Below are 12,478 nucleotides of genomic sequence, written 5' to 3'. Positions count from 1 at the left end.
TAGAACGATGCAGAAAAGAAAATTAATAGTGGTTTTGTATAGTGCGGTGGCGCTTATCTTCCTAGGTTGTAACTCAGAAAATGCTTCAGATTGTTTTCAAAATGCAGGCGATTTGCAACAGGTGGAAGTAGCTTTGCCCAACTTTACCAAGATTACGGTATTTGAGCAATTAAATTTAGTACTTAAAGAAGGTCCAGAGCAGAAAGTTAGTATAGAATCTGGTGAATATTTGTTAAATGAAATTTCTGCGGAAGTAGTAGAGGGGCGTTTAATTGTAAAAAATGAAAATGGCTGTAACCTGCTACGGGATTATGGGTTGTCTACAGTATATGTTACAGCGCCCAATTTAGAGGAAATACGAAGCAGTACCGGGCTTGCCATTTCTAGTGATGGGGTATTAAGTTATCCTACGCTTCGCTTAGTTTCGGAAAGTTTTAATAATCCAGAAACGGAAACTACAGATGGTTCTTTTGAACTCGATTTAAATACTACTACCGTATCTATAGTGGTAAACGGCATCGCTTACTTCAATCTAAAAGGTAATACTACCAATCTTGATATTACCGTAGCTGCAGGGGATACCCGTATTGAAGCGCAAGAACTTACCACTACCAATGTAAATCTAAACCATAGAGGTTCTAACGATATTTTGGTAAATCCGCAAGAACGCCTAATCGGGGTTATTAGGGGGTATGGAGATGTGGTGAGTTTTAACAGACCAGAAACGGTTAGGGTAACAGAAGAATTTAGAGGTAAACTAATTTTTAAGGATTAGTATGGCGTGGTGGAATACCCTTTTTGGCATTTTTAGCCGCAAGAAGCCAGTGTCGCTGGCTAATTTGGAAGGGAAAACCTATGTGAATTCCGCCTTAGGTAATTTGGTCCTAGAAAATAAAGTTCCAGGCATTTCTGTGACTATCCTTAAGAAAGGAGAAATTTATTTGCAAAAAGGCTATACCAATACCAGCCTACAACAAGAAGCTATAAAACCAGCAGAATCGGTATTTAGAATTGCTAGTATATCTAAATGCATTACGGGTTTGGCCTTTGGGAAAATGGTGGAACAAGGATTGGTTTCTTGGGACGATTCTTTTTACATGCACGTTCCAGATTATCCTAAAAAAAAATATGACTTTACGCTGAGACAATTGGCAAGTCATACCGCAGGAATACGTAGTTACAAGGGTAAGGAATATGCTTGGAACAAACCTTGGGAGATAGCAGAGAGTGTCACTTTTTTTAAAAACGACCCCTTAGTCTTTGAACCTGGGAAGGGGTATTTGTACAACAGTTTAGATTTTGTTTTACTCGCTATAGCGCTACAAAATGCTGCAAAAATGCCTTTTGAAGATTATGTAAGCAAAGAAATTCTAACTCCGTTAGGGATGCATCAAACTAAATCTCCAAGAAAAGCAGTTGATACTGTGCCGTTTTTTACCCGTTGTGGTATGGGTTTCAGGGCGGCCAGTGAGGTAGATAATTATTACAAATTGGCGGGTGGCGGTTATTTGTCTACTAGTGCAGATATTGCCAAATTAGGACAGGAGCTGCTACAACAAACCATATTGAAACCAGAAACCTATAAAGAGTTGCTGACCGCCCAAGAGGTAAATGGTAAAAGCACGTATTACGGATTAGGTTTCCAGGTAAGCCAAGATGTTTTGGGTAGAAAATACGTTGGCCATGTGGGCAATAGTGTAGGGGCCTATTCCAATTTATTTGTATATCCGGAGCAGCAATTGGTCGCGGTTTTATTAACCAATTGTACAGACCCCAAGGTGCAACCCTTTTGGGATGATATTTTAACCAAAATCACCTAATTTATTTATCCGCTTCTGCGGCAAACGCTTCACAAAGTTCTAGTGTCTCTTGCACATCTGCCATGGTGGTGCGCGGATTAATCAAACACATGCGCAATACAATTTGATTGTTTAATATGGTAGTTACCAACAATGCCTTTTGTGAACTCACTACCTTTTCTGATATGTATTGGTTAAGCTTATCTAACTTTTTGGCGGAATAATTTTTTCCAATAGGGTTGTACCTAAAGTTGATAATGGCTAAGGTTGCAGGGTGCACAATTTCCCAAAGACTACTTTTTCGCATTTGTTCTTCTAGTTGTTCCGCCAAGTCCATATTGTACGCAATGGCATCACGAAAAGATTGCAAACCGTAGGTTTTAATAGACATATAGAATTTTAAAGCACGGAAACGCCTAGTAAGCTGTATGCCTAAATCATAAAAATTAATTTCAGAAGTATTTCCTTCTACGTCCCTTAGATATTCTGGCTTTTCTGTAAAGGTGTGGCTTAAATGTTTGTGATTTCTTACCAGTAAACAACCCATTTCGTAAGGTTGGTATAACCATTTATGGGGGTCAATGGTAACAGAATCTGCCTTTTCTATTCCTTTTAGTGCTTTTTTTCCTTTGGGTGCTAAAATGGCTGCGCCGCCATAGGCACCATCAATATGAAACCATATGTCTTCTTTTTTACAGATAGCAGCCAATTCTGTTAAGGGGTCTACCGTACCTGTATTGGTAGTGCCCGCAGTACCAATTAGGCAAAACGGTTGTAAACCTGCTAAACGGTCTTTGGCAATGGCATTTTTTAATTTGTTGATAGGGAAGTTAAACTCGCTATCTGTGGGTATAATCCGTACTTGCTCTTCTCTAAAACCAATAACGCGAATGGCCTTTACATTAGAACTGTGTGCTTGGTCTGACAAATAAATTACGGCTTTAGAAAAATCTTTCCCGCACTTAATATTTCGTGCGGTGGTTAAAGCGGTTAAATTGGCCATAGAGCCACCAGAGGTAAAAATTCCGCCACCTTTCTTTTTAGGGAAGCCAAAAATCTTTAACAACCATTGTATGGTAATAATCTCTAGTTCCGCAGCTGCAGGGGATGCAGACCATCCTCCAGAAAAAACATTAAAACCAGTTGCCAAGGCATCTGCCATAACACTCACATAATTACTTGGGCCAGGTACAAAAGAATAGGCTTTAGGGTGTGATAACAAAGTGCTATTGACCATAACATTCTTTAAAACAAAATCTAGCACGTTTTGTGCGTCCATTCCTTTTTCTGGGGCTTCTTCCAAAAAAATAGAATCCATCTCTGCACGCGTGCCTACGGCCACAGGAAGCTTTTTGTCTTGGGTAAGATGATGGTCCACAATGGCATCTATAATTTCGTACCCTAAAGCTTTCATTTCTTCTTTAGATAGTTCTAAACGTGGATTAGACTTGCTCATGCAATGGAATTTATTTTTTTGCAAAGATACCCATCGCCTTAGGCTAATAAAACTTTAGGGCAGTATTCTTTTTTAAACACAAAAGAACATGCTAGCTGACATATGTCATATTTTACCTAAACGGACCCAGATACTTTTACACCATAATTAAAAATTATCAGGTATGACAACGTATAATGAATTTTTGGGAGAGTATAGAAAAAACGAAACGGGATATGCCAGCATATTTGTAATGATACAAAGTTGTATTGGCGCTGTTGCGGCTATGGCGGTCTTAATGCAAGGTATAGGTGTTTTTCAAATGATACAATTGTTTTTAGTGGTTATGGGGTGTATGTCTTTTAATGCGGCTGTATTAGCACAGCTGCCTTCTAAGATTACATTTAATATTTTTATTTTGAGCCTATTGGTAAGTAGCCTAGTTTTAGGGGCTAATTTAATTTAAGATGAAAACGGAAATAGCTTCTAGAGAAGATGTTGCTCTTCTAGTGCATCGGTTTTATGATAGGGTGCGTAAGGATAAAGAGATAGGTCATTTTTTTAATGAGACCATAACAGACTGGCCTGCTCATTTAGATAAGCTCACGGACTTTTGGGAGAGCAACCTCTTTTACCAACAAAAATACTTAGGAAATCCGTTGTTGGTGCATGCCGAGGTAGATGCAAGATTTAATGGTGCCGTAGATAATTACCATTTTGGTATATGGCTACGCCATTGGATTGCTACGCTAGATAATTATTTTGAGGGTGCAACAGCAGAAAAAGCCAAGCAGCGCGCTAGAAATATGAGCGTGCGTATGTTCTTTACTATCTATGAGCACCGTAAACTTAAGCAGAAGTGAGCTCGGTAAATAGACCTTCTAAATTTTTGTTTTTTCTACTTAATTGCAATGTTTTAAGTTGATTGTCATGCGCAAAATCAAATACCGCTGGGCGCATGTCTTTTTGGCTGTCAAAAGTAATTTCGTAGACAAAACCGCCAGTATTTTTTACATGCACCGCGTTAGGAAGCTTTTGAAGTAATACATCCTCCACACGGTAGTCAAATTCTACTTCTATAATTTGTTGTTCCGTTTGTCTTAAATCTTCTAGTGATTTATCTGCCACTAATTTTCCTTTGTTGATTATAATTACTCGGTCGCAAACGGCTTCTACCTCTTTCATAATATGCGTAGAAAGCATTACAGTTTTATTTTTACCAATTTCTTGTATCAGTTTTCTTATTTCTATAAGCTGATTAGGGTCTAAACCAGTGGTAGGTTCATCTAGAATTAGTACTTCCGGGTCATGCAGTAAAGCTGCTGCAAGGCCAACACGTTGGCGGTATCCTTTAGAAAGTTGCCCTATTTTTTTGTGGGCCTCTGGTGTTAGTCCCGTTTGTGTTATAACCTCTGCAATACGATTTTTCTTTACTTTATGTACTTGCGCATTAAAAGAAAGGTATTCCTTAACATACATATCTAGGTATAGCGGGTTGTGCTCTGGTAAAAAGCCAATACTAGCTTGTACGTCTTTAGCTTGGGTGTTAACATCAAAACCATTAACTATGGCGCTACCTGTATCTGCAGCGTGAAAGGTGGTTAATACACGCATCATAGTAGACTTGCCAGCGCCATTAGGACCTAGAAAACCAACAATTTCTCCTTTATCAATAGAAAAGGAGACTTGGTCTAAGGCTCTTTGTTCGCCGTAAGTTTTCACAATATCTTTTACAACTATGGACATATACAGGTATTTACCGCCAAAAGTACGTTTTACTTATTTTTTTTAGAAGTGAATTTGAGGATAATTAATAAAGCGAAGGTTTCCAGAGCACACTTTTGGGAAAGTGTTCGATGATGTACGATTTTAATAATAAATCGGCTTTTTTATGCGATAAAAATCAGCAATATGAGCGTTTTTGTTAAAAATTCTAAAAATTGAAAAATTAACTTTGTCATTCCTAAAGAAAGGGTAATCTTAGCCGAACATTTACAACAAGATGAGCAAATTATATTTCTGGAACCGTTTTTATTTTTACTTCTTTTACCAAAGAGGTACGGGACTGTTCTAGCTATATGTAACAAAATAAAACTATAAGGTCCCGATGTTAAATTCGGGACTTTTTTTTTGCAATGGATTTAAAAATAGCCATACAAGGAATAAAAGGAAGTAACCACCACAAGGTAGCCAAAGACTACTTTGGAGATGCCATTAGCTTGGTAGAGTGCCTGTCTTTTGATAAGTTGGTAGCCAGTGTTTTGGATGGTACTGCGGACAAGGCGGTCATGGCCATAGAAAACTCTATTGCGGGGAGCATAATTCCCAATTACAATTTAGTGTATCATAATAATTTGCACATTATAGGCGAGCAGTACTTAAACATCAACCATAACTTAATGGTGTTAAAAGGGCAAGATATTTCTAAAATAACAGAAGTGCGCTCCCATCCTATGGCATTGTTGCAGTGTATAAATTTTTTAAAGCAGTATGACCATATTAAGCTGGTAGAAGATGTGGATACAGCAGAAACTGCAAAACAAATCCAAGAAAAACAATTAACACATGTAGCCGCAATAGCCCCAGATGTAGCTGCAGAGCTATACGATTTGGAAATTATTGCGCCAGCTATACAAACCATAAAAAATAACGCTACGCGTTTTATAATCCTAAAAAAGGAGAATAAGGAATGGCCTAAAGAAGCAATTAACAAAGCATCTCTTAGGTTTATAACAGACCATAAAAGAGGTAGTTTGGCAACGGTGCTTAATGTAATGAGCGATTGCCACCTTAACCTTACTAAAATACAATCCTTACCCGTAATAGAAACCCCTTGGAAGTATGCTTTCTTTGTTGATGTGACTTTTGATGCATATCAAAATTTTACCAAAGCAAAAAGCTTACTAGATATAATGGCAGAAGATTTTAGGGTATTGGGAGAATATAAAAATGCATTGATAAAATGACAACGGCAGACAGATTAAACTCGGTACAAGAATACTATTTCTCTAGAAAATTAAGAGAGGTGCGTGGGCTTATGGCAGAAGGGAAGCCAATAATTAACATGGGTATAGGTAGTCCAGATTTGGCACCTTCGCCTAAGGTGTTAAAAACGCTAAGTGCAGCTATTTTAGATGCAGGCGCACATCAATACCAAAGTTATCAGGGCTTGCCAGAATTAAGGTTGGCCATTGCCAAATTTTATCAAGATAAATTTAATGTGGCTGTAGATGCCAATACAGAGGTACTGCCTTTAATGGGGTCTAAAGAAGGGATTATGCACATTAGCATGGCCTTTTTAAATGTAGGTGATGAGGTGCTGTTGCCTAATCCAGGATATCCTACTTATGGGTCGGTAACCAAATTGGTAGAAGCAGTACCAAAAACGTATGATTTAACTGCGGAGAATGGATGGTTTCCAGATTTGGAAGCGCTAGAGAAAGAAGATTTAAGCAAGGTTAAATTAATGTGGGTGAGTTATCCGCATATGCCAACAGGAGCAACCGCAACCACCGAGCAAATGCAAGAACTATTGGCATTTGCCAAGCGCAACTCTATTTTATTGGTGAATGACAATCCGTATAGTTTTGTTTTGGCCAATAACCCAAGCAGTATGTTATCCTTACCCGGAGCAAAAGAGGTGGCCCTAGAATTAAATTCGTTAAGCAAAACCTTTAATATGGCGGGTTGGCGTGTAGGGATGTTATTGGGTAATGCCCATCATATAAATGCGGTGCTTAAGGTTAAAAGTAATATGGACTCTGGTATGTTCTACGGCATTCAAAAAGGAGCCGTAGCTGCCTTAGAAAGCGGTAAAGAATGGTTTGAGGCTTTGGATGAAGTTTACCAAAAAAGAAGAGCACTAATTTATCAATTAGCTGATAAATTAGGGTGCACTTATGATACCAATGCCGTTGGCATGTTTGTTTGGTGTAAACTGCCAGCAGGTGCCAAAGACTCCGAAAGTTTTATTGATGAGGTGCTATACGATAAGGATATTTTTATTGCTCCAGGAACCATTTTTGGGTCCAACGGTGAAGGATACATCCGTTTTTCGCTCTGCGTAAAAGAAGAAAAAATACAAGAAGCCATAGAAAGATTCTAAGCATGAAGGTAGTTGTAGTTGGCATTGGTTTAATTGGTGGGTCTTTTGCAAAAGACATTCGGGAAACCCATCCAGAGGTACGCATAGAAGGTATAGACGCAAATGCATCGCACATAGAAGAAGCTATTGCTTTAGGCTTAATAGACGCGGGTACTACGTATAAAGGTTTGGCAAATGCAGATGTGGTAATTGTTGCCATTCCGGTTACGATTTTGGCCAAGGAGTTACCCATCATACTAAACCATGTAGGGGAAGAAACTGTAGTTATAGATGCGGGCTCTACCAAAGCACAGATTTGTAAGGCTGTGGCAGCGCATCCAAAACGAAGAAATTATTTGGCTTGCCACCCTATAGCGGGCACGGAGTTTTCTGGCCCATCTGCAGCAATAAGTGGATTGTACAATGGCAAAACCAATATTATCTGTGAGGTAGAGCAGACGGCATTTAAGTTACAAGAAAAGGCATTGGCCTTGTTTGAAAAACTGGGCATGAGAATACGGTATATGAATCCGGATAACCATGACAAACATATAGCTTATGTATCCCATCTATCACACATTAGCTCCTTTATGTTAGGAAAGACGGTTATTGAGAAAGAAAAAAATGAGCGTGATATTTTTGACATGGCTGGGAGTGGATTTGAAAGTACGGTGCGGTTAGCCAAAAGTTCCCCTGCGATGTGGGCGCCAATTTTTGAGCAGAACAAAGCGAATGTGTTAGAGTCACTAACAGAGTACATTAATAACTTAGAATCCTTTAAAAAAATGATGGAGGAGGATAATTTTGATGGACTTTATGAAGAAATGAACAATACCAATAGAATAAAACAAATATTAAACGGAATACCACTTACTAAAAAATAGAGATTAGGATTATGGAAAATTCAAAAGAGATGAGGAAATGGTTGGATGATATGGCGTTGCCACATCCATTAGTTGTTGCAGGTCCATGTAGCGCAGAAACCGAAGAGCAGGTGCTTAAAATTGCACACCAGCTTAAAGACACCGATGTAAATTATTACCGTGCCGGGATATGGAAACCAAGAACAAGACCAGGAAATTTTGAAGGAGTAGGCGCCATAGGATTAAAGTGGTTGCAAAAAGTTAAAGAAGAGACCGGTTTAAAAACGGCCACGGAGGTTGCTAATAAAGCACACGTAGATTTGGCTTTGGAGCACGATGTGGATTTGTTATGGATCGGCGCACGTTCTACGGTGAGCCCGTTTATAATGCAAGAATTGGCAGATGCCCTAAAAGGCACGGATAAAATTGTCTTGGTAAAGAATCCTGTGAACCCAGATTTAGCCTTGTGGTTAGGTGGTATAGAGCGTTTGCATACTGCAGGTATTAAAAAGCTAGGGGCAATACACAGAGGGTTTTCTACGTATGAGAAGACCAAGTATAGAAATATCCCAGAATGGCAAATGGCGATTGAATTTCAGAACAGATTTCCAGATTTACCTTTGATCAATGATCCATCTCATATCACAGGTAAGAGAGACATGATTTTTGATGTTTCGCAAACTGCTTTGGATTTAAATTTTGATGGATTGATGATTGAAACACACCATGATCCAGATAATGCATGGAGTGATGCCGCACAGCAGGTAACTCCTGAGAAATTGGTTCAAATCATGAGAGATCTAAAAATCAGAAAAGAAAGTGATCCAGAAGCAGAATACAATGCGCATTTAAGTAACCTAAGAGCACAGATTGATGTTATTGATAACCAATTGATTGAGACTTTAGGTAAAAGGATGAAAGTTTCTGATGGTATTGGTGAGTTGAAAAAACAAAAGAACGTTGCTGTTTTACAAACCAATAGATGGAATACTATCTTAGGTAAAATGATTTTAGAGGGTGAGCAGCATGGATTAAGTGAAGAATTCGTTTTAAAAATGTTTAAAGCAATTCACCAAGAATCTATTAACCACCAAGAGAAGATAATCAACTCTTAGTAGTTAAAATCTTAGTGTCAAGGCAAAAGGGTCATTTCTATATAGAAATGGCCTTTTTATTTTTACAAGTGTAACAAATCAAAAAAGGTGTCATCTTTAAGGCAAACAAAAAACAAACAGTCATGAAAAAAATAGTTGCCCTTTTAATATTGGCCATTTCATCTTCAGTTTTTTCTCAACGGATGATAGAAAATAACGTTGGTGATTTTCATAAAATCAAAGTTTTTGATTTGATAGAAGTCAATCTAATCCAATCAGACGAGGATAAAATCATTATTAAAGGCCTAAATGTAGACGATATTAAATGGACCAATAACGATGGCGTTTTAAAACTTAGAATGCAGTTGGACAAAAAGTTTACCGGAGAAGATACGTTTATAGAAGTGTACTATAAGGATATTGACGTTATAGATGGTAATGAAGGCGCAAAAATTGTCTGTAATGAACTTATAGAGCAGAATAGAATTGAATTAAGAACACAAGAAGGCGCTAGAATTATTGCCGGTTTAGATGTAGAGTATGCAGAAATGAGAGCCGTTACAGGTGGTATTTTAGAAGTGTCTGGTTTAGCAGAGAACCAAACGGTAACATTGAACACCGGAGGTATTTTTGAAGGCAGGGAATTAAGAACTATGGCATCTGAAGTAAAAATATCTGCAGGAGGAGAAGCGGAAGTCTATGCTTCTGAAAGTATAGATGTAAATGTTAAAGCTGGCGGAGATGTGGATATTTTTGGAAACCCAAAGAAGGTAAGGAAGAAAACCTTGGTAGGCGGTAGTATACGGGTAAGAAATTAAATTGATAGAAAAAATAAAAAGCCCCAGCTGTAGGCTGGGGCTTTTTATTTTTTGTAAAATCGTTTTACTTTTTAAAGATATAACGCGTAATAAATATACCTTGTCCGTCTCCTTTTCCGCCTTCGCTTTCCACGGCACTGATTACATGCTCTAATTGCCATCCTTGAGAAACCATGTCGTTTATCATAGAAGTAATCAAAGCATCATTAGCGGCTATATTTTGAAAACGAATACCACCAATGTTGTAAAAGTTCAATAACTTGGTTTCTTCAAAATTCTTAACACGTATTTCGTCTCGTTTAGATTTGTTTCTGGTATTATCCTCTTCGGTCTGTACAGAGGTAAACTCTCTATAATCTTTCTCTTCTTGGGCATTAATAATCCTTGATCTACCTAAACCATTTGGTACAATAGATTCAACACTGGTAATAACCTTGTATTGTTGCGCTTGTACATTTACGGTTGCTACCAATGCAAATAAGGCAAATACTACTAGTTTTTTCATGTTTTTGTTTTTAATGTTGATTTTAAATTTGATGTTATACACAACGGACGAATTAGGTATAAAATTGTTTCTTTGTTAAAAGAACTATTTTCAAAGAACAGTCTATGATAGGTACCGTTTATAAATCTACCGGCAGTTGGTATACCGTAAAGGCAGAGGACGGTAAGTTTTATGAATGTAGAATTAAGGGTAAATTCCGTATTAAGGGTATTAAAAGTACCAATCCAATAGCGGTAGGGGATAAAGTACATTTTAAGTTAGAAACAAAAGGAGATGAAACGGTTGGTGTAATCCATAAAATAGAAGAAAGACAAAACTATATCATCCGTAAATCGGTTAACCTGTCTAAACAAGTACATATTATCGCGGCCAATTTAGATCAAGTGTTTTTAATGATAACCTTAAATAATCCTACAACATTTACCAGTTTTATAGACCGATTTTTAGTTACCGCAGAGGCTTATGATATACCCGCAATACTGCTTTTTAACAAGGTAGATGCTTACGCCCTTGAAGAACGGGCAGAAGTAGCATATCTAATGGATTTGTATAAGAATATTGGTTACAAGGTTTTAGAAATTTCTGCCAAGGAAGGTAAAAATACGCACTTGGTTAAAGAACTGATGTTGAACAAGGTTAGTATGTTTTCTGGTCATTCAGGGGTTGGTAAATCTACTTTGGTAAATGCTTTAGAGCCAGGATTAAAACTAAAAACCGCAGAAATTTCTGAACAGCATGCACAAGGCCAACACACAACTACTTTTGCAGAGATGTACGATTTAAGCTTCAATGCCCAAATCATTGATACACCAGGAATTCGTGGATTTGGAATAGTAGAGATGGAAAAAGATGAAATAGGCGATTATTTTCCAGAGTTTTTTGAATTAAAATCAGAATGTAAATTTAATAATTGCCTGCACTTAGATGAGCCTAAATGTGCGGTAAAGGAGGCATTGGACAACGATGAGGTTTCATGGAGTCGCTACCGTAGTTATGTGCAAATGTTAACGGAAGATGTAGACTCAAGTTACAGACAAGATATTTACAAAGAAAAATAATGAAGGTTGTTGTACAGCGTGTTGCTTATGCTTCGGTTACGGTAGAAGGGGTTGTTTTAAGTAAAATAGGTAAAGGTGTACTGGTATTGGTTGGCATAGAAGATGCAGATACCAAAGAAGATATAGATTGGTTGTGTCGTAAGGTAGTAAACCTTCGCATTTTTAATGACGCTGACGGAGTAATGAACTTATCGTTAAAAGAAAGTGAAGGTGATGCAATAGTCGTGAGTCAATTTACCCTACACGCTAGTACCAAAAAAGGGAATAGACCATCATATTTAAAAGCTTCAAAACCCTCCGTGGCCATACCTTTATATGAAGCGTTTGTTCATCAGTTTCAAAAAGAACTAGGTAAAGAGATAGGAATAGGTAAATTTGGAGCGGATATGAAAGTAGAACTATTGAATGATGGTCCAGTAACAATTATAATCGATACCAAGAATAAGGAATAATAGTATAATGAACATACAAAACGCACAACAAGCCGTAGACGAGTGGATAAAAACGCACGGGGTTCGTTATTTTAACGAATTAACCAACATGGCACAACTTACTGAAGAAGTTGGTGAGGTGGCTCGTATAATTGCTCGCAGGTATGGAGAGCAGAGCGAAAAAGAATCTGATAAAAACAAAGATTTAGGAGAAGAACTGGCAGACGTAGTCTTTGTAGTATTGTGTTTAGCCAACCAAACAGGAGTGGATTTACAACAAGCTTTTGAAAAAAAGTTGGATTTGAAAACCAAGCGGGATCATGACCGCCATCACAACAACCAAAAACTTAAATAAGCCTATCTTTGTCGCTTACTAATCGGTATTAAATTT

At 37.8% G+C, this 12,478-nt stretch carries 15 protein-coding genes; 12 read left to right on the top strand and 3 right to left on the bottom strand.

The window, feature by feature from the left end; genetic code table 11:
• The first annotated feature begins 7 nt into the window (after positions 1-7).
• Complete coding sequence (locus ACXAGS_RS08815) at positions 8-775, top strand: head GIN domain-containing protein (protein WP_474906192.1); 768 nt, start codon at positions 8-10, stop codon at positions 773-775.
• A 1-nt stretch (position 776) separates the two neighbouring features.
• Positions 777-1,820 carry a serine hydrolase domain-containing protein gene (locus tag ACXAGS_RS08810; RefSeq protein WP_474906191.1) on the top strand — a complete coding sequence of 348 codons (1,044 nt, stop codon included), beginning with the start codon at positions 777-779 and terminating at the stop codon, positions 1,818-1,820.
• A gap of 1 nt (position 1,821) precedes the next feature.
• Here the strand turns inward: ACXAGS_RS08810 and ACXAGS_RS08805 are convergent, their stop codons facing one another.
• Positions 1,822-3,255, bottom strand: coding sequence for a pyridoxal phosphate-dependent decarboxylase family protein (locus ACXAGS_RS08805; protein WP_474906190.1), 1,434 nt, complete (start codon positions 3,253-3,255; stop codon positions 1,822-1,824).
• 163 nt (positions 3,256-3,418) lie between these two features.
• On the opposite strand from ACXAGS_RS08805, the gene ACXAGS_RS08800 reads away from it, so the two are divergent.
• Both ACXAGS_RS08800 and ACXAGS_RS08795 read left to right on the top strand, forming a co-directional pair.
• Positions 3,419-3,700 (top strand): hypothetical protein, encoded by a 282-nt coding sequence (locus ACXAGS_RS08800; RefSeq protein WP_474906189.1) that lies wholly within the window; start codon positions 3,419-3,421, stop codon positions 3,698-3,700.
• 1 nt (position 3,701) lies between these two features.
• Complete coding sequence (locus ACXAGS_RS08795; protein WP_474906188.1) at positions 3,702-4,097, top strand: group III truncated hemoglobin; 396 nt, start codon at positions 3,702-3,704, stop codon at positions 4,095-4,097.
• Here the strand turns inward: ACXAGS_RS08795 and gldA are convergent.
• On the bottom strand, positions 4,084-4,980 hold the full coding sequence (gene gldA / locus ACXAGS_RS08790; protein WP_474906187.1) for a gliding motility-associated ABC transporter ATP-binding subunit GldA: 897 nt from the start codon (positions 4,978-4,980) through the stop codon (positions 4,084-4,086). The genes ACXAGS_RS08795 and gldA overlap by 14 nt on opposite strands.
• Positions 4,981-5,369: 389 nt before the next feature.
• On the opposite strand from gldA, the gene ACXAGS_RS08785 reads away from it, so the two are divergent.
• The 5 genes from ACXAGS_RS08785 (at position 5,370) to ACXAGS_RS08765 (ending at position 10,093) form a co-directional block, all read left to right on the top strand.
• Positions 5,370-6,200, top strand: coding sequence for a prephenate dehydratase (locus ACXAGS_RS08785; RefSeq protein WP_474906186.1), 831 nt, complete (start codon positions 5,370-5,372; stop codon positions 6,198-6,200).
• Complete coding sequence (locus ACXAGS_RS08780; RefSeq protein WP_474906185.1) at positions 6,197-7,339, top strand: pyridoxal phosphate-dependent aminotransferase; 1,143 nt, start codon at positions 6,197-6,199, stop codon at positions 7,337-7,339. Before ACXAGS_RS08785 ends, ACXAGS_RS08780 begins: the two co-directional genes overlap by 4 nt.
• 2 nt (positions 7,340-7,341) lie before the next feature.
• Positions 7,342-8,202, top strand: a complete 861-nt coding sequence (locus ACXAGS_RS08775) for a prephenate dehydrogenase (RefSeq protein WP_474906184.1) — start codon at positions 7,342-7,344, stop codon at positions 8,200-8,202.
• 11 nt (positions 8,203-8,213) lie between these two features.
• Complete coding sequence (locus ACXAGS_RS08770) at positions 8,214-9,296, top strand: chorismate mutase (RefSeq protein WP_474906183.1); 1,083 nt, start codon at positions 8,214-8,216, stop codon at positions 9,294-9,296.
• A 122-nt stretch (positions 9,297-9,418) separates the two neighbouring features.
• A complete protein-coding gene (locus tag ACXAGS_RS08765) occupies positions 9,419-10,093 on the top strand; it encodes a head GIN domain-containing protein (protein WP_474906182.1) in 675 nt (224 codons plus the stop codon).
• 64 nt (positions 10,094-10,157) lie between these two features.
• Here the strand turns inward: ACXAGS_RS08765 and ACXAGS_RS08760 are convergent, their stop codons facing one another.
• The gene (locus tag ACXAGS_RS08760) at positions 10,158-10,598 is read right to left on the bottom strand and encodes a hypothetical protein (protein ID WP_474906181.1); all 441 of its coding nucleotides are present in this window, start codon (positions 10,596-10,598) and stop codon (positions 10,158-10,160) included.
• A 104-nt stretch (positions 10,599-10,702) separates the two neighbouring features.
• On the opposite strand from ACXAGS_RS08760, the gene rsgA reads away from it, so the two are divergent.
• The 3 genes from rsgA to ACXAGS_RS08745 are packed head-to-tail and all read left to right on the top strand — an operon-like array spanning position 10,703 to position 12,442.
• A complete protein-coding gene (rsgA, locus tag ACXAGS_RS08755) occupies positions 10,703-11,656 on the top strand; it encodes a ribosome small subunit-dependent GTPase A (protein ID WP_474906180.1) in 954 nt (317 codons plus the stop codon).
• Positions 11,656-12,108: a D-aminoacyl-tRNA deacylase gene (dtd, locus tag ACXAGS_RS08750; RefSeq protein ID WP_474906179.1), complete on the top strand. Its 453-nt coding sequence runs from the start codon at positions 11,656-11,658 to the stop codon at positions 12,106-12,108. Before rsgA ends, dtd begins: the two co-directional genes overlap by 1 nt.
• Positions 12,109-12,115: 7 nt before the next feature.
• A complete protein-coding gene (locus tag ACXAGS_RS08745) occupies positions 12,116-12,442 on the top strand; it encodes a nucleotide pyrophosphohydrolase (protein ID WP_474906178.1) in 327 nt (108 codons plus the stop codon).
• Positions 12,443-12,478: the final 36 nt, after the last annotated feature.

Source organism: Croceivirga sp. ABH4_376 (assembly GCF_056160685.1).
Note: the sequence above shows the minus strand (reverse complement) of the source record. Positions and strands in the feature narration are given on the sequence as shown.

Coding starts and splice junctions, on each gene's coding strand:
- ACXAGS_RS08815 (WP_474906192.1), top strand. CDS start 8: ATGCAGAAAAGAAAATTAATAGTGGTTTTGTATAGTGCGGTGGCGCTT.
- ACXAGS_RS08810 (WP_474906191.1), top strand. CDS start 777: ATGGCGTGGTGGAATACCCTTTTTGGCATTTTTAGCCGCAAGAAGCCA.
- ACXAGS_RS08805 (WP_474906190.1), bottom strand. CDS start 3,255: ATGAGCAAGTCTAATCCACGTTTAGAACTATCTAAAGAAGAAATGAAA.
- ACXAGS_RS08800 (WP_474906189.1), top strand. CDS start 3,419: ATGACAACGTATAATGAATTTTTGGGAGAGTATAGAAAAAACGAAACG.
- ACXAGS_RS08795 (WP_474906188.1), top strand. CDS start 3,702: ATGAAAACGGAAATAGCTTCTAGAGAAGATGTTGCTCTTCTAGTGCAT.
- gldA (WP_474906187.1), bottom strand. CDS start 4,980: ATGTCCATAGTTGTAAAAGATATTGTGAAAACTTACGGCGAACAAAGA.
- ACXAGS_RS08785 (WP_474906186.1), top strand. CDS start 5,370: ATGGATTTAAAAATAGCCATACAAGGAATAAAAGGAAGTAACCACCAC.
- ACXAGS_RS08780 (WP_474906185.1), top strand. CDS start 6,197: ATGACAACGGCAGACAGATTAAACTCGGTACAAGAATACTATTTCTCT.
- ACXAGS_RS08775 (WP_474906184.1), top strand. CDS start 7,342: ATGAAGGTAGTTGTAGTTGGCATTGGTTTAATTGGTGGGTCTTTTGCA.
- ACXAGS_RS08770 (WP_474906183.1), top strand. CDS start 8,214: ATGGAAAATTCAAAAGAGATGAGGAAATGGTTGGATGATATGGCGTTG.
- ACXAGS_RS08765 (WP_474906182.1), top strand. CDS start 9,419: ATGAAAAAAATAGTTGCCCTTTTAATATTGGCCATTTCATCTTCAGTT.
- ACXAGS_RS08760 (WP_474906181.1), bottom strand. CDS start 10,598: ATGAAAAAACTAGTAGTATTTGCCTTATTTGCATTGGTAGCAACCGTA.
- rsgA (WP_474906180.1), top strand. CDS start 10,703: ATGATAGGTACCGTTTATAAATCTACCGGCAGTTGGTATACCGTAAAG.
- dtd (WP_474906179.1), top strand. CDS start 11,656: ATGAAGGTTGTTGTACAGCGTGTTGCTTATGCTTCGGTTACGGTAGAA.
- ACXAGS_RS08745 (WP_474906178.1), top strand. CDS start 12,116: ATGAACATACAAAACGCACAACAAGCCGTAGACGAGTGGATAAAAACG.